This window comes from Pseudomonas sp. C2.3V, assembly GCF_058536325.1.
The window spans coordinates 123,536-138,258 of the sequence record NZ_JBZUBN010000001.1; the positions used below are offsets into that span (position 1 = coordinate 123,536).

The 14,723-nt window shown below is 58.8% G+C and carries 15 protein-coding genes; 10 read left to right on the plus strand and 5 right to left on the minus strand.

The features are described from left to right. The first annotated feature begins 180 nt into the window (after positions 1-180). Entirely contained in the window at positions 181-909 is a 729-nt protein-coding gene (locus AC4LF3_RS00605) for an alpha/beta fold hydrolase (RefSeq protein WP_434140276.1), read from the plus strand. A gap of 129 nt (positions 910-1,038) precedes the next feature. Then, positions 1,039-1,563, plus strand: coding sequence for a cupin domain-containing protein (locus AC4LF3_RS00610; protein WP_491836228.1), 525 nt, complete (start codon positions 1,039-1,041; stop codon positions 1,561-1,563). On the opposite strand, the gene AC4LF3_RS00615 is transcribed toward AC4LF3_RS00610, so the two are convergent. After that, positions 1,564-2,322 (minus strand): 3-keto-disaccharide hydrolase, encoded by a 759-nt coding sequence (locus tag AC4LF3_RS00615; protein ID WP_491834603.1) that lies wholly within the window; start codon positions 2,320-2,322, stop codon positions 1,564-1,566. Here AC4LF3_RS00615 and AC4LF3_RS00620 point away from each other — a divergent pair. From AC4LF3_RS00620 to AC4LF3_RS00635, 4 genes are all read left to right on the plus strand, one after another. Then, entirely contained in the window at positions 2,314-3,312 is a 999-nt protein-coding gene (locus AC4LF3_RS00620; RefSeq protein ID WP_491834604.1) for an SDR family oxidoreductase, read from the plus strand. The genes AC4LF3_RS00615 and AC4LF3_RS00620 overlap by 9 nt on opposite strands. Positions 3,313-3,464: 152 nt before the next feature. Further along, positions 3,465-5,264, plus strand: a complete 1,800-nt coding sequence (locus AC4LF3_RS00625; protein WP_491834605.1) for a thiamine pyrophosphate-requiring protein — start codon at positions 3,465-3,467, stop codon at positions 5,262-5,264. A gap of 191 nt (positions 5,265-5,455) precedes the next feature. Beyond that, the gene (locus AC4LF3_RS00630) at positions 5,456-6,502 is read left to right on the plus strand and encodes a type II asparaginase (RefSeq protein ID WP_491834606.1); all 1,047 of its coding nucleotides are present in this window, start codon (positions 5,456-5,458) and stop codon (positions 6,500-6,502) included. A gap of 303 nt (positions 6,503-6,805) precedes the next feature. Next, positions 6,806-8,008 (plus strand): MFS transporter, encoded by a 1,203-nt coding sequence (locus tag AC4LF3_RS00635; protein WP_491834607.1) that lies wholly within the window; start codon positions 6,806-6,808, stop codon positions 8,006-8,008. Between the two features lie 44 nt (positions 8,009-8,052). Here AC4LF3_RS00635 and AC4LF3_RS00640 read toward each other — a convergent pair whose 3' ends face one another. Then, positions 8,053-9,456, minus strand: a complete 1,404-nt coding sequence (locus AC4LF3_RS00640) for a sugar porter family MFS transporter (RefSeq protein ID WP_122044686.1) — start codon at positions 9,454-9,456, stop codon at positions 8,053-8,055. 305 nt (positions 9,457-9,761) lie between these two features. Here AC4LF3_RS00640 and AC4LF3_RS00645 point away from each other — a divergent pair, with 305 nt between their 5' ends. From AC4LF3_RS00645 to AC4LF3_RS00660, 4 genes are all read left to right on the plus strand, one after another. Then, positions 9,762-10,364, plus strand: coding sequence for a nitroreductase family protein (locus AC4LF3_RS00645; protein WP_239383217.1), 603 nt, complete (start codon positions 9,762-9,764; stop codon positions 10,362-10,364). A gap of 214 nt (positions 10,365-10,578) precedes the next feature. Beyond that, positions 10,579-10,770 (plus strand): hypothetical protein, encoded by a 192-nt coding sequence (locus AC4LF3_RS00650; protein WP_010796474.1) that lies wholly within the window; start codon positions 10,579-10,581, stop codon positions 10,768-10,770. A gap of 356 nt (positions 10,771-11,126) precedes the next feature. After that, on the plus strand, positions 11,127-12,431 hold the full coding sequence (gene shiA / locus AC4LF3_RS00655) for a shikimate transporter (RefSeq protein WP_491834608.1): 1,305 nt from the start codon (positions 11,127-11,129) through the stop codon (positions 12,429-12,431). A 64-nt stretch (positions 12,432-12,495) separates the two neighbouring features. Further along, a complete protein-coding gene (locus AC4LF3_RS00660) occupies positions 12,496-12,720 on the plus strand; it encodes a hypothetical protein (RefSeq protein ID WP_010796476.1) in 225 nt (74 codons plus the stop codon). A gap of 6 nt (positions 12,721-12,726) precedes the next feature. Here the strand turns inward: AC4LF3_RS00660 and AC4LF3_RS00665 are convergent, their stop codons facing one another. From AC4LF3_RS00665 to AC4LF3_RS00675, 3 genes are all read right to left on the minus strand, one after another. Then, on the minus strand, positions 12,727-13,407 hold the full coding sequence (locus AC4LF3_RS00665; protein ID WP_150348312.1) for a class I SAM-dependent methyltransferase: 681 nt from the start codon (positions 13,405-13,407) through the stop codon (positions 12,727-12,729). Positions 13,408-13,591: 184 nt separating this feature from the next. Further along, the gene (locus AC4LF3_RS00670) at positions 13,592-13,801 is read right to left on the minus strand and encodes a cold-shock protein (protein ID WP_010796478.1); all 210 of its coding nucleotides are present in this window, start codon (positions 13,799-13,801) and stop codon (positions 13,592-13,594) included. Positions 13,802-14,085: 284 nt separating this feature from the next. After that, a complete protein-coding gene (locus AC4LF3_RS00675) occupies positions 14,086-14,637 on the minus strand; it encodes a sugar ABC transporter ATPase (protein ID WP_312271251.1) in 552 nt (183 codons plus the stop codon). Positions 14,638-14,723 lie beyond the last annotated feature (86 nt).

A 14,723-nucleotide genomic window follows, 5' to 3' on the forward strand; every position in this document is an offset into this window, starting at 1 on the left:
ATAGGGTGTGCCTGAATCAACGGCTTACGCGGTCCGGCAGCCTATGGGCATCACTCTGTGGTGCAGGGCAGCTTGATGCAGGTGTGATCCATCCTGTTTTGCGCCGCCATAAGGGGTCAGTACTTGCATCGCTGACGAAGGCCGTATAGAACGCAGCTTTTGCTGCTGAATAACCCTCTGATGATCACTTCTGCTGCATCCTCCAGACCTGAGGCCCACGTCCCGCTGGTGTTTCTTCCCGGACTTCTGTGCGATGCCGCCTTGTGGCGTTTGCAAGCCGAAGCGCTGGCCGACGTGGCCGATACGCACATTGCCGACCTGACCCGTGACGGAAGCATTCAAGGCATGGCGAGACGGGTACTGGCCGAGGCACCGGCCCGGTTTGCGCTGGCGGGGTTGTCCATGGGGGGATACGTGGCGTTCGAGATCATGCGACAGGCGCCGGAGCGGGTCATGCGGCTGGCGCTTGTCGACACCATGGCCAGCCTCGATGCCCCTGAGCGTACCCGCCAGCGGGTCGGCATGAAGGCCCTGGCCGAGCGTGGACGCTTCTTGGGAATCAGCCCTCAGTTGTTGCCAAATCTGATCCATCCAAGCCGGATCGGTACGCCGGTTGCCGATGAGGTGATCGCCATGGGCAAGCGGGTAGGGCGCGATGCGTTTCTACGCCAGCAGCAGGCCATTATCGATCGTCCGGATTCGATTCCGACCCTGGCGAGCATTACTGTGCCGACGCTGATTATCGTGGGTGAAAACGACAAGCTCACTCCCGTCGATGAGGCGCAGAAAATGCACGCCAGCATCCCGGGCTCATGCCTGGAGATACTGCCCGAGTGCGGTCATTTACCGCCCCTAGAATGGCCGGAGCGGACTACCGAGCTGCTGAGGAACTGGCTGCACGGCCTGTGAAACTTCCCACCCGGATAGCCCTTCGAATCTGTTATACCTATCGGGGGAATAGCTATGGGTTCCACACGCTCTACCTACAATGCGGTGCTGTTTGCCTTGAGTCTTGCGCCCGCGGTGTCGGCGCTGAGTATGCCCGCCCAGGCGGGCGAGCCGGATCGGTTGTTCTTCAAGGATGATGGACGTATTCCCAACAGCACGTTTCCAGTGCTGGTCTATCGTGCCGTACCGCTTGAGGGTAAGGACAACGCCGCGGCCTTCGAAAAGCTGTTCGCTGCGAACGGCTGGCCACCGCAATGGCGGGCAGGCATCTTCGACTATCACCATTACCACTCGACTGCTCACGAGGTGCTAGGTGTGGCATCCGGACACGCGCGGATCATTCTGGGAGGCGAGTCCGGCCAGGAGCTGACGGTGGAGGCAGGGGATGTGCTGGTGTTGCCCGCCGGAACCGGGCACTGCCGCATCGAGGAAAGCGATGACTTCGTGGTCGTTGGGGCCTATCCGCGCGGGCAGGAGGACTATGATATCCAGCGTGCCAATGCCGCCACTCATGATGCCTCGGTTACTCGTATTGCTCACGTGCCCATGCCAGAGGCCGATCCGGTCACAGGCAAGGACGGCGTACTGCTTAAGGCATGGCGTCTACAGCAGTGATCAGAGCAAGGCTTCGACTTGCAGGCAACGAAAACACACTTCATCGCCATGGTGCTGAAGGATGATATGTCCCTCTGTGAGACCAAAATCAGGATTGTGTTTGAACTTACTCTGGCTGATGGCCTCACGCAGGGCAGTATCGTACAGGTCGTAGCGTAATACACATCGTCCAGCGAGCCAGTGTTCAACGTGGTTTTCGCGAACGATGAGTTGGCCGCTCATGAATTCGCCGGGCTGAATCGGAGTGGGCTCGGTAGGTGCCAATAGCTGATAAAGCGCGCCATGGGTGGTGAGCGGATTCTGCCCGTCCGGGTGGCTGGCATTGTCCAGGAGCTGCATCTCTGGGCCGCCCTGCCAGGATTCGGGCCAGGATTCGGCAACCCGGTACAGCACCCCGGCATTTCCACCCGCCGCCAGGCTGAATTCAAACGTCAGGGAAAAGTTTCGATACGATTGCCGTGAGATCAGATCGACTCGCGCGGCAGCAGGATCGGCACGCAGGATTCCGTTGTCGTCTTTCCAGCTGCCAAGCGGGAAGTCTTCACCTTGATAAGCCCGCCACTGATGGGCATCGAGTACCTCGATCATGGTGTTGCGCCTCCTGTAAAGCGATACGCCTGACCATAAGACTGGCATCCCGTCTGCCCGGTTCAGAGCCGTAAACCCGATGGGCGTCATCGCAGCGGAGTGAACCGGCTTCCTGACAGGGCAGTCCGTTGAAGACACCTCCAACAATGTCGGGGCATCAACATGGCGCATGAATCACCTGTAGTCGTCATCACGGGCGGCACGGCCGGTATCGGTCGCGCAACCGCTCACTATTTTGCTCAAGCGGGTTACAAGGTCGCAGTCATCGCCCGGGGCGAGCAGGGGCTGACCGAGACGGTTGCCGAGCTGGAGGCCTTGGGTGCCAAGGCGTTGGGCTGCAAGGCTGATGTGGCTGATGCCGCCCAGGTCGAGCAGGCCGCGGAGCGTGTGGAAACAGAACTCGGACCGATCAACGTCTGGGTCAATGCGGCCATGACCACGGTTCTTGGGGCTTTTGGCTCGATGATGCCGGAGGAATACCGCCGCGTGACAGATGTGACCTACCTGGGCTGCACGTACGGCACCATGGCTGCCCTCAAGCGCATGAAGGTGCGGGACCGTGGCACTATCGTGCAGGTCGGCTCGGCGGTGGCGTACCGGTCGATCCCTTTGCAATCGGCCTATTGCGGTGCCAAGGCGGCCATTCGTGGATTTACTGATTCCCTGCGCAGTGAGCTGATCCATGACAAGAGTCGTGTCCGGCTTACCATGGTTCACCTGCCAGCCCTCAACACGCCGCAATTCGACTGGGCCCGCAACAAGTTGGGCAAGCGCGGCCAGCCCCTGCCTCCCATCTATCAGCCCGAAGTCGCAGCACGGGCCATCTTTGATGCCGCCATGCGTGCGCCCCGCGAGATCTGGCTGGGCAAGACCACGATCCAGGCCATCCTGGGCAATATGGTGGCGCCAGGGCTTCTGGATACGGTCATGGCTAAACAGGCCTACAGCGGGCAGATGACCAACGAGCCGGAAAACCCCGAGCGGGCGGATTACCTGTTCGAGCCGGTCGAAGGGTTGCACCGCACCCACGGGCGCTTCAATCAAAAGGCCAGCAACAAGGCCGTTTCGGTGGATTCGGATATCGTCAGCATGGTGGCCCTTGTGGCTGCGGGTGCCGGACTAATGGCGTTGGCCAAGCTGCGTCGCCTGAAGCCCTTCTAAATGCCTGTGCGGGAGGCATAAGTCTCCTGCAGACGCAGAGGCTCACGGTCGAGTCGGCCATCTATTTTCAGATACTGAGGACTTCTCGCCGAGTGAGCCTGTCTAGGTCAGTAAGCACCCATTCCGCTTACAGCCGATCTAGGGAGGTTCTCATGGCGATGACCGTCGGTGATTTCATAGTCGAACGCTTGTACCAGTGGGGCGTACGCCGCATCTATGGCTACCCGGGTGACGGGATCAATGGTGTCTTTGGCGCACTGAACCGTTCGAACGAGAAGATCAAGTTCATCCAGGCCCGCCATGAGGAAATGGCCGCCTTCATGGCGGCAGCCGATGCGAAATTCACCGGTGAACTGGGTGTCTGCATCTCTACCTCAGGCCCTGGCGCCTCGCATTTGCTGACCGGCCTTTACGATGCCCGCATGGACCACGTACCGGTGCTGGCCATCTGCGGACAGCAGGCCCGCACTGCCTTGGGCGGCCATTACCAGCAGGAGCTGGATCTGGTCTCCATGTTCAAGGACGTAGCGGGTGCGTTCGTACAACAGGCTTCGGCGCCGTCCCAGGTCCGTCATCTGGTGGACCGTGCGATTCGTACGGCGGTAGGTGAGCGGCGTGTCACGGCCATCATCCTGCCCAATGACATTCAGGAGCTTGAGTACTCCGATCCGCCCCACAAGCACGGCACCATCCACTCCGGTGTGGGCTACAGCAAGCCCAAGGTCGTACCCTACGAGGCGGATCTGCAACGCGCCGCCGACGTCCTCAATGCGGGCGAGAAGGTTGCCATCCTGGTGGGCGCCGGCGCGCTGGGCGCAACGGACGAGGTGATTGCGGTAGCCGAAAAACTGGGTGCCGGCGTAGCCAAGGCACTGTTGGGCAAAGCCGCGCTTCCCGATGCGCTGCCTTGGGTGACCGGCTCCATCGGCCTGCTTGGCACCGAGGCGAGCTACAAACTGATGAGCGAATGCGACACGCTTCTAATGATCGGTTCCGGTTTTCCTTATTCCGAATTCCTGCCTGAAGAAGGCAAGGCCCGCGGCGTGCAAATCGACCTAAAGGCCGACATGCTCAGCCTGCGCTATCCCATGGAGGTGAACCTCGAAGGTGACTCGGCCGAGACCCTGCGTGCCCTGTTGCCGCTGCTGCGCGAGAAGACAGATCGCGCCTGGCGCTCGTCCATCGAAAACTGGCGCAAGGACTCGGACGAGACGCTCAAGGCCCGTGCGCTTACCGATGCCAAACCGATCAATCCACAGCGGGTGGCCTACGAGCTGTCGCCACGCCTGCCGGATCGCGCGATCGTGACGAGTGATTCGGGCTCCTGCGCCAACTGGTTTGCCCGCGATGTCCAGATGCGCCGCGGCATGATGTGCTCGTTGTCCGGTGGCCTTGCCTCCATGGGCGCGGCAGTGCCATACGCCATCGCCGCCAAGTTTGCCCACCCGGACCGCCCGGTGGTGGCCCTGGTGGGTGACGGTGCGATGCAGATGAACAATATGGCCGAGCTGATTACGGTAGCGAAATACTGGCGCGAGTGGGGCAACGGCAAGTGGATCTGCGCCGTTTTCAACAATGAAGACCTGAACCAGGTGACCTGGGAGCAGCGAGTCATGAACGGCGATCCTAAGTTCGAAGCCTCGCAAAACATTCCGGATGTGCCCTATCACCAGTTCGCCGAGTCCATCGGTCTCAAGGGTATCTATGTCGACAGCGCCGACCGAGTAGCTTCCGCCTGGGAAGAGGCACTCGCCTCCGAGCGTCCAGTCGTTATCACCTTCAAGACCGACCCGGATGTACCACCGCTGCCGCCGCATTTCACTATCGAGCAGGCCAAGAGCTTTGCCTCATCGCTTCTGCATGGCGACCCGAATGAAGGCGGCATCATCAAGGAAACGGCCAAGCAGGTACTCAATTCAGTGCTGCCCGGACGCAAGAACAAGGACAAGTAGGACTGCCGTTTCGGCGCTGCCAATAGACCGGGGCGTGTAGCGAATGCAGCGCCCCGATCTATCCATGTACTCACCCTTGGCAAGATGGGTAGAGCAGAACGATACTCATCGCCTGATTAGCAGGGCACAGTCCTTGCGTGAGCAAAGGCGTGGTCACAGCCACGTTTTCCGTTTCACAGTAAGGACATTGCATGCCTGTTCGTTTTGCCCCTGCATTCGTGAGCGTCGCCCTTGTGCTCTCTACAGCCTCCCTGTTTGCCGCAGACGCCAAGCCCGGCGTCGTCATTTACGCCACTGGCGGCACCATTGCCGGCAGCTCGGCCTCCAGCACCGATACCACTGACTACGACGCCGGTAAGCTGGGTATCGAAGCCCTGATCAAGGCTGTGCCGGAGCTGAATCAGGTGGCTACGGTAACAGGCGAGCAACTCGCCAACATGCCCAGCCAAGACATGGACCAGAAGACACTGCTGAAGCTGTCAAAAACGATCAGCCAAAAACTGGAAGACCCGGCAGTACATGGCGTGGTCGTAACCCATGGTACCGATACGCTGGAAGAAACGGCTTTCTTCCTCGACCTGACCGTCAAAAGCGAAAAGCCTGTGGTAGTGGTGGGAGCGATGCGCCCTGCCACAGCTGTAGGGGCCGACGGGCCCATGAACTTGCTCGAAGCGGTCAGTCTGGCAGCCAATGACAAGGCCAGCGGCCGTGGCACCCTGGTCGTTCTGAACGACCGCATCGGCTCGGCCTTCTATACCACTAAGACCAACTCCACCACGACCGACACCTTCCGCGCGGCCGAGCAGGGCTACCTGGGCGGTTTTGTCGGCGTTACGCCCCGGTTCTACTATTCTCCTGCCACACCGACAGGCAAGAGGCATTTCGATGTCTCCAAGCAGGAAAGCCTGCCCAAGGTGGTGATTCTGTACAGCTATCAGGACCAGGACAGTGCACTCATTGACGCCGCGCTCAAGGATGGTGCAAAGGGCATTGTGATTGCCGGTACGGGTAACGGCTCCATCCCGACGCGTACCAAGGAGACGGTCAAACGGCTCATGGAGCAGGGCATTCCCGTGATCCGCTCCACCCGTACCGGATCTGGATTCGTCAGCAGGAAGGAAGAGGGCATTGGCAGCGGCTTTTTCAATCCTCAGAAGTCACGCATTCTCCTGTCGCTGGCTCTCGCAACCGGGGCGGACATGGCCACTATCGAGCGGTATTTCAGCGCGGAGGAATAGGGCGCGGTTGTGGCCGATGTGGCTAGTCAGGTTGGCATATGCGAGAGGGATATCGCTTCGCCTATCCTCTGTATGTGCCACTCACCGGCCTCGTCACAAAACGCTTCGTAGGATGGGTTGAGCAGAGCGATACCCATCATTTCATTCTCACAAGACACCCGTCGAGCTAGGCATTCCGCCAGGCTAAACCCTCTCTGGGCTGTCCTTCATACCGAACGCTTCGCCATCGCGTTCGGTCTACCGCTTTCCCGACCACCTCCGGTCGGGTTGTTCAAATAATGATCAATACGCCTAGGAGCAAGCATGCCTGCGAGTGCTTCACATCCCCGTCGCGCCTTTATTTGGGTGGCCTGTGCCTTTCTGATCACGATGATGGGTACCACACTGCCCACGCCGCTGTATGTGTTTTATCAACGGGAGATGGGCTTTGGTGAAACATGGGTGACGCTGATCTTTTCGATCTATGCGGCCGGTGTGATTGCGGCGCTGCTGGTGGCTGGAAGCTGGTCCGATCAGCTGGGACGGCGACCGATGCTGTTGGCCGGTATCGCGTTGTCTGCCATCAGTACGGTGATGTTTCTTTTCAGCCACAGCATTAGCGGATTAATGCTGGCACGGTTGTTCTCCGGCTTTTCCGCCGGGATTTATACCGGTACGGCCTCCGTGGCGGTGTTGGAGCTGGCGTCTGAGCCGTGGCGCAATGTCTCGACTCTGGTGGCTACGGCTTCCAACATGCTCGGGCTGGGGTTGGGCCCTCTGGTGGCAGGCCTCCTATCGACGTATCTGCCCTATCCGACGCATCTGGTGTTCAGCCTGTACCTGATCTTATTGGTTGTTGCAGCAGTGGGTGTGCTGTTGGCACACGAGACGGTCCAGCGCCCGGCTAAGCCGAGGTTGCGAATACAGAAGCCTCATCTGCCGCGGGAGGTGCGAGCCCTGTTTATCCCAGCTGCCCTCTCGGGGATGGCGGGTTTTAGCGTGGCGGGGCTGTTTACAGCGGTTGTGCCGGCCATTATGGGCCAAGTCATGGGGCATACCCATGGCGTTACCATTGGCGCGGTTATCTGCCTGCTGTTTGTCTCATCCATCATCGGGCAGGCATTGCTGAAAAAGCTGCCTGCACACTTACACATGACGATTGGCTGCATTGCCCTATCACTGGGCACGGCCACTATTGGTGTCAGCATTGCCACTGCACAGGTCGGGTTTCTGCTCTTGGGAACGGTAATCGCAGGAGCGGGCCAGGGCATCGTGTTTCGAGCCGGTATGAACGCCGTGACAGGTGCCAGCCCACGTGAACACAAGGCAACTGTAACCTCAACGCTCTTTGTGACCTATTACGTGGCGATGTCGGTGCCGGTGATTGGCGTAGGGGTATCGGCGGAGGCATTCGGGCTACGGCAGACAGGGGAATTCTTTGCTGCCGTGGTGACGCTGGTGCCGCTACTGGCGATGGTGATCATGTGGGTCGTGCAGTCCCGTCAGCGCGAGACTGGCAGGGCGTAGGGGAGACGGCCCAACCTCATGCGGTTGGGCCATGTTGTGCAGCGTCAGTGGTCGTGGCGCTGCTGGTAGGGGTAGAAGCGGTGCTCACGCAGCTCGTGTTCGATCTTCTCCAGGCTCTTGCCACGGGTTTCAGGCACGAAGCGCCAGATGAAGACCAGAGCCAGCAACGAGATTCCGGCATAAACCCAGAACGTATGGGCAGCGCCCAGCCACGTTACTAGGCTCAGCGTAGTCAGCGTGACGACCAGATCGAAGAACCAGTGGCTGAAGGCCCCAACGCTGGCGCCCTTGCCGCGCACGAACAGTGGGTAGACTTCCGAGTTGATCAGCCAGATGCACACACCGAAGCCGCCGCAGTTGAACATCAGGTAGGCCGCCAGACAACCCACGACCAGCCAGCGCTGCACGTCAGTGGTGGGGCCTGCACCCTGGAACAGGTAGCCCATGATGGCCAGCGCAATGATCGAGCCGGGGATCAGGATCAGCAGGTAGCGACGGCGGCCGATGCGGTCCACCAGGAGGCTGCCGATCACGGTCATGATCACCACCAGGATGGTGCTGCAGCCAGTGGCCAGAACCGCCGTCTGATCGGAAAAGCCCGCCTGAGTCAGAATAGTCGGTGCGTAATAGACAAGGGCGTTGTTGCCGGTGATCTGCGAGAACATAGAGATGCAGGCACCCACGAGCAACGCAGGGCGAACCCAGGGCTGGAGCAGGTCCCGCCAGGTGCCTTCCGGTGCATCGCTCACCGTCTTGATTTCGGTCAGCTCCCGGCGGGCAGCCGCCTCATCACCACGGACGCGCTCCAGAACCGCCAGTGCGTCCTGCTCGCGTCCACGGGACAGGAGCCAACGTGGACTTTCAGGCAGTACCGACATACCGGCGAGCAGGATCACGGCCGGAACCACGCCCAGCGCAAACATCCAGCGCCAGTGCTCGTCCAGCGCAAAGCCGGTGAAATAGGCGACGGTAATGCCGCTGACCACCATGAACTGGAACAGTACCACCAGCTTTCCGCGATGCTGTGGCGGGGCCACTTCGGCAATGTAGACCGGAATGATCTGCGTCGAGCTGCCGGCACTCAGGCCAAGCAGAAAGCGCGACAGGATCAGCAGTGTCACGTTGGGCGAGACGGCCGATAGAATCGACCCGAGCGCAAATACTATGCCCACCAGGATGATGGTTCGGCGTCGGCCGAGTCGATCGGAGATCGGGCCGGTGCCCAGGCAGCCAAACAGCGCACCAAAGATGATGGCGCCCGTGACGAGCTGCTTGAGGGTGTCATTCAGCGCAAACTCACGGCCAAGGCCGAGCAGGGCGACGCCAATAATGCCAGTGTCGTAACCGAAGAGTAGGCCACCCAGGGCGGCAATGATTGCGATGAGAAGGACGAGGCCTTTACGCGCCGGAGCGGCAGGGGCCGAGAGGGTGAGCGTGGGAGATTCCATGTAATGCTGCCTGCTTTTATTGTATCCAGACGCGCCTGCCAGAGTAGGCGAACCGCTAAAAGACTGCTCTGACGCCACAGGGTTCAGAAACAAATTGTCATCAAACGGGATTCGATCACCTTTTTGCGCAATCGTTTCAGCAAAAACAGCTAGCGAAGCGGTATTGGCGATATCGATGGAATGAATCAGTACGCTTGATTGGATAAATACGCGGCTATCCTTTACGTTCTGCGCCACGATTTCCAAACGGCCGTTGCGGCTCCAAACGCTTGTGCTGGCCTGACTTTTATTTAAAGGAACGCAGTATGAATATCCTTGAAACCATCAATGCACGTCGCGCTATCCGTCATTACGATGCTTCTCACCAGATGAGCGATGACGAGCAGCGCCAACTGCTGAGCCATGCCCTGCTGGCGCCGACGTCGTTCAACCTGCAGCATGTGCGTCTGGTGGCAGTGACAGATCCGGCGCTGCGTCAGCAGATTCGTGCGGTAGGTTGGGATCAGGCCCAGATTACCGATTCCTCGTTGCTCATCATCGTGTGTGCCGATGTTGCCAGCTGGGAAAAGAATGCCGCCCGTATCTGGAGCGAGGCTCCCCAGGCCGTGCAGGATTTCATGGTGCCCGCCATCGATGCGTACTATCGTGACAAGCCACAGACCCAGCGTGACGAGGCCATGCGCAGCACCGGCCTGGTGGCCCAGACGCTGATGCTGGCTGCCAAGGGCATGGGCTATGACAGCTGCCCTATGGTCGGCTTTGATTTCGAGGCCGTTGGCCAGCTGATCAATCTGCCGGACGACCATGTCGTCAGCCTGATGATTTCCGTCGGCAAGGCCGCCGAGCCGGCGCATGCGCGCACTGGCAAGCTGCCCTATGACGAAGTGGTCATTCGCGACCGCTTCTAAGCTGTCCGTTGTCAGGTGCCTGGTCTTCGAGATCAGGCGCCTGTGATGAGAGCCGCTGCGTTCAACCATCCTGTGTATGAAAGTCGGATAGCCATCCGCCTCTTCAGCAAGACACCCTTCGCCACACCAACCGATGATCGGTTGCAACCTCCCGCTGCGATTACCGGACTAAGCTAAAACAGCATTCATCGGTATTTCCTGGGAGGGACTCAAGATGATTACCGGTATTCCTGCACACACCTGCCGCCTGGCCAACTACAGCACCCTGCTTGCGGCCAATGAGCTCTGGTGCGCGGATCAGGCTCCTCTTAATGACCTGGACGAAGCCGACGGCGAACTGGAGGATCTCGATCCCGAGACTCGCAGCCTGCCGGTGGAAGATCGCAAGAAGTTAATGGACGAATGATTTACCGCCCCTCTGGCGTCCTGCCACGGTTGTCAATCGACTAACGGTCACGTTCTTCATGAGCTGTACGTGACCCCACAGTTGACCTCATAACCCCTCGCAACACACTATCCCGTCCTCTGGTGCGAAGCCTTCTCTTCGTATAGCCCATTAAAACTATAAGGACGTCCCCATGTATCTCTCTGCGCCTTGCCTGTTTGCTCCGTCCTGTATGACGTACGAGTAATCGGCCACCCCTGCGCCTGTTTCACACCTTCCCGTCTGCTTTCCCTCCTGTACCTGCAGTATGAACATGCCGACGGGCGGATTTTTGAGCCAGTTCTGACGGCTCGCCTCCTGTTATCAGTACCCAAGCCATGACCGCAATGACCCATGCAACCGACGCATCGCCCCCGAGGCGCTCCGATTCACAGGCCCGTAAGGCCGCCCTTGGCAGCTTTGTCGGGGCGGTTGTGGACTGGTACGACTTTCTGCTCTACGGCATCGTGGCGGCGCTGATTTTCAACAAGGAGTTCTTTCCCAACGTAAGCCCGGCCATGGGGACATTGGCTGCCTTCGCCACCTTTGGCGTGGGCTTTCTGTTCCGTCCGTTGGGCGGTTTCGTATTTGGGCACTACGGCGACAAGCTTGGCCGCAAACGCATGCTGGTGCTGACGGTCATGCTCATGGGCATTTCGACCGCCCTGATTGGCCTATTGCCGACTTATGCGAGCATTGGCTGGTGGGCACCTGTGCTGCTGGTTATTTTGCGTGCCATCCAGGGGTTTGCCGTAGGCGGCGAGTGGGGCGGCGCGGCCCTGATGGCCGTGGAGAGTGCACCGCCGCTCCGGCGTGCCTTCTACAGTAGCGGCGTGCAGGTAGGCTTTGGCGTAGGGTTGATCCTGGCCACGGGCAGCGTATCGCTACTTGATCGTTTTTTGAGCGATGAAGCCTTTCACAGCTGGGGCTGGCGTCTGCCATTTCTGTTTAGCATCGTGCTTGTGCTGATTGCATTATGGGTGCGCTCCAGCATGGAAGAATCCCGCGAGTTCGTGCGTGAGGTCAGACAGGCTCACAAGGCCGTCAAGCTACCCATCGTGGAAGCGCTACGTCGCCATCCACGCGCTTTTCTCCTAATCATCGCGCTGCGTATGGCTGAATTGTTTACCATGTACATCGTGACGACCTTTGCGCTCAGTTATTCGACAGCCAACCTGGGCCTTTCCCGCGAGCTGTTCCTGAATATCGGCCTGCTGGTGGGTGCCATCAGCTGCGTAACCATTCCCTGTTTTGCCTGGCTGGCGGACCGCTACGGGCTGCGCCGTATCTACCTGATCGGCGCCACGATTGGTGTGCTCTCGGCTGTGCCCTTCTTCCTGGCCCTGGAAGCGCGCTCGATTGGCTGGATCGTGTTCTTTGCCGTCATGCTTGCCAACATGGCCCATGACATGATCGTCAGCGTGCAACAGCCGCTGTTCACGGAAGCCTTTGGCACCGAGTATCGCTACAGCGGGGCCGGTGTCGGTTATCAGGTTGCCAGCGTGGTTGGCGGCGGCTTTACACCGTTCATTGCCGCCTCGCTGGTGAGTGTCAACAACGGGTCCTGGCATCTGGTCGCGGCGTATCTGGCTGGCGGCTGTCTTGTTTCCTTGCTCGTAGCGGCACGGATGCGTCATCGGTAAGCGGTTGCAACCTATTCTCGGGTGGCTGGACTAAACAAAAGAGCCCAGCCATGAGGATATGCCGATGCTAACGCACCCAAGTCCTTCAGCGTTCACGCCTGATCCGGCCGTTATAGGCCTCTATTGTGCTGATCAGGCGCCTTTGAACGATCTTGACGAAGCCGATAGTGAGCTGGAAAGCGAGCTTGATCCCGAGACCCGCCCGGAAGACCTGCCTGAGGAAGCACGCGAAAACCTGGAAGAGCCAGCCAAGATTCCTGGCCCGATTCCGGACCCCGGCCCGCTGTAGGAAAACCTAAACGACGGCGAGGCCCAGTGTGGCCTCGTCCCGATGAAAATGCAGGAATGATCCTTTGTAGGCTTCGCCGGTACTTAGTACGCAGTCTGCTCGCGTACTCCGATACGAGTATTCCAGCTCCTCCATCTCACGGCAGAAGCTGGAGCGCTGGCGGCGGTCTGGGTCGACAATGATGATGTCCACTTCATCTGCCGAGTGCCGGTCAATGAAGTCGGCCAGGATGGCAGGCTGGTCGCGCTCGTAGATCAGGTCACTGCCGATGATGAGATCGAACTGGCCCAGGTCCAGGTCGGCTCTACCCCAATCTGCCGCCTGGTATTTGATCGGCCCCAGGTTGTTGAGCCGCAGATTCTCGTTCAGAAAGGTCGGGATCAACGGGTGGTAGTCACTCACCGTCATGTTGCCGCCCCGGCTATGCACCACAAGGCTGGCCAAGGCAAGACCCGCACCCAACTCCAGGATACGTTTGCCCTTGAGATCAATGGTCTGCATGGCCGTAGCCAGTACATAGCTTGAAGGCCAGACCTGACCAAACAGCGGCCAGCTTTCGGGCGAGATGCCCAGCAGCTCCGCTTCGCCATTGGGGTCATAGTATTGCTGATGGTCTTTCAGGGACTGGATGTGAAAATCCACATCACCAACGGTGACGGTTTGATATTTGATTCGATAACCGGACATGCTGATCCATTAGGTTGGATGATGTTGGCGTCAAGACAGGGCTTGATCGAACAGGCACCACTCTGAAAGAGCAGCAGTACAGGACGAAGGGCTTGCCATTGAGGCGATAGCGGCGAACAGCCGACTTTAAAAAACGCAGGCAATAAAAAAGCCCCGCTAGGCGGGGCTTTTTGGATCAGGCGTCTTAGACGACTTGAACCTGATCAGCCTGCATGCCTTTCTGGCCCTTGACGGCCACGAAAGAAACGCGCTGACCTTCGCTCAGGCTCTTGAAGCCGGCGCTTTCGATCGAACGGTAATGAACGAACAGGTCAGGACCGCTCTCAGGCGTGATGAAGCCGAAACCTTTCTCATCGTTGAACCACTTGACGGTACCCGTTTGGCGAGTAGACATGATGTATCTCCAAGGTAAAAGTAAGACTGCGGCGCTGAACCGTTCAGGCCGAGACTGAGATGCGAAAGTAAAACGAGCCAAGGAGATGAAACGTGAAGCAGTACATCAAGCCAGGGTATCGAAGTGACAATTGCAGAGCAGTGACGTCACCATACGCGCTTTTGAGCCGTTGTATACCTTTATTTTCCGGCAAGCAGCGGCAGTAGGCACAATTCTCTTATTTATCAACGCTCTGCCTGTTTAATTATTTTTGTGTTCCTCGCCTTCTATTACCGGGCCCTCGTTCAGAGCTCAACCGTTACCTGTGTAATGCCATAGCCAAGCCGTTCGGCAAACTCTTCAAGAAAGGTGGGCTGAAAGACGGCTTTTGCCCAGCCGTTGAAAATAAAGCCCAGATTGGAAAAGCCACAGGGCTGCAGGAACAGGAACCCGTTGATGTCATCTTCGTGTCCACATTCGGGGCAGCGAAAATTATCGGTATGGCCGGGCATCCAGTCTTCCAGGCTATCGAACAGCGCTTCACCGATCTCCTGGCGGCACTCCGGGCAGCCCGCCTCCTCCTTGAATCCCTTGTCCGGCGTAAAGATGCAGCGGCGAGTGATGATTTCCAGTCCGTTGACAGGATGACCGAACGGCAGACGTTCGGGGTATCTGACCACCCGTTCGGCACCTGGGGCAATGCCATAGGCCATGCCCCGCGAGCCGCGGCCGCAGGTCGTTACCTGTTCCTGAACGATGTCCCTGCGTATCAGCCAGCGCAGCGCGCTTAATGCCTTGGCCTCATGGCCTGGCAGAGTGGAAATGGATGGAACAAGGATGAGCTGGTTATCGTACATACGTGCAATCTGTATAAGGGCTGGAAAGACGCGAACTGAACAGCCGACATTCACGTCCGTGTCTGAAAACAACAAACCGTTATTTT

Coding starts and splice junctions, on each gene's coding strand:
- AC4LF3_RS00605 (WP_434140276.1), top strand. CDS start 181: ATGATCACTTCTGCTGCATCCTCCAGACCTGAGGCCCACGTCCCGCTG.
- AC4LF3_RS00610 (WP_491836228.1), top strand. CDS start 1,039: ATGCCCGCCCAGGCGGGCGAGCCGGATCGGTTGTTCTTCAAGGATGAT.
- AC4LF3_RS00620 (WP_491834604.1), top strand. CDS start 2,314: ATGGCGCATGAATCACCTGTAGTCGTCATCACGGGCGGCACGGCCGGT.
- AC4LF3_RS00615 (WP_491834603.1), bottom strand. CDS start 2,322: ATGCGCCATGTTGATGCCCCGACATTGTTGGAGGTGTCTTCAACGGAC.
- AC4LF3_RS00625 (WP_491834605.1), top strand. CDS start 3,465: ATGGCGATGACCGTCGGTGATTTCATAGTCGAACGCTTGTACCAGTGG.
- AC4LF3_RS00630 (WP_491834606.1), top strand. CDS start 5,456: ATGCCTGTTCGTTTTGCCCCTGCATTCGTGAGCGTCGCCCTTGTGCTC.
- AC4LF3_RS00635 (WP_491834607.1), top strand. CDS start 6,806: ATGCCTGCGAGTGCTTCACATCCCCGTCGCGCCTTTATTTGGGTGGCC.
- AC4LF3_RS00640 (WP_122044686.1), bottom strand. CDS start 9,456: ATGGAATCTCCCACGCTCACCCTCTCGGCCCCTGCCGCTCCGGCGCGT.
- AC4LF3_RS00645 (WP_239383217.1), top strand. CDS start 9,762: ATGAATATCCTTGAAACCATCAATGCACGTCGCGCTATCCGTCATTAC.
- AC4LF3_RS00650 (WP_010796474.1), top strand. CDS start 10,579: ATGATTACCGGTATTCCTGCACACACCTGCCGCCTGGCCAACTACAGC.
- shiA (WP_491834608.1), top strand. CDS start 11,127: ATGACCGCAATGACCCATGCAACCGACGCATCGCCCCCGAGGCGCTCC.
- AC4LF3_RS00660 (WP_010796476.1), top strand. CDS start 12,496: ATGCTAACGCACCCAAGTCCTTCAGCGTTCACGCCTGATCCGGCCGTT.
- AC4LF3_RS00665 (WP_150348312.1), bottom strand. CDS start 13,407: ATGTCCGGTTATCGAATCAAATATCAAACCGTCACCGTTGGTGATGTG.
- AC4LF3_RS00670 (WP_010796478.1), bottom strand. CDS start 13,801: ATGTCTACTCGCCAAACGGGTACCGTCAAGTGGTTCAACGATGAGAAA.
- AC4LF3_RS00675 (WP_312271251.1), bottom strand. CDS start 14,637: ATGTACGATAACCAGCTCATCCTTGTTCCATCCATTTCCACTCTGCCA.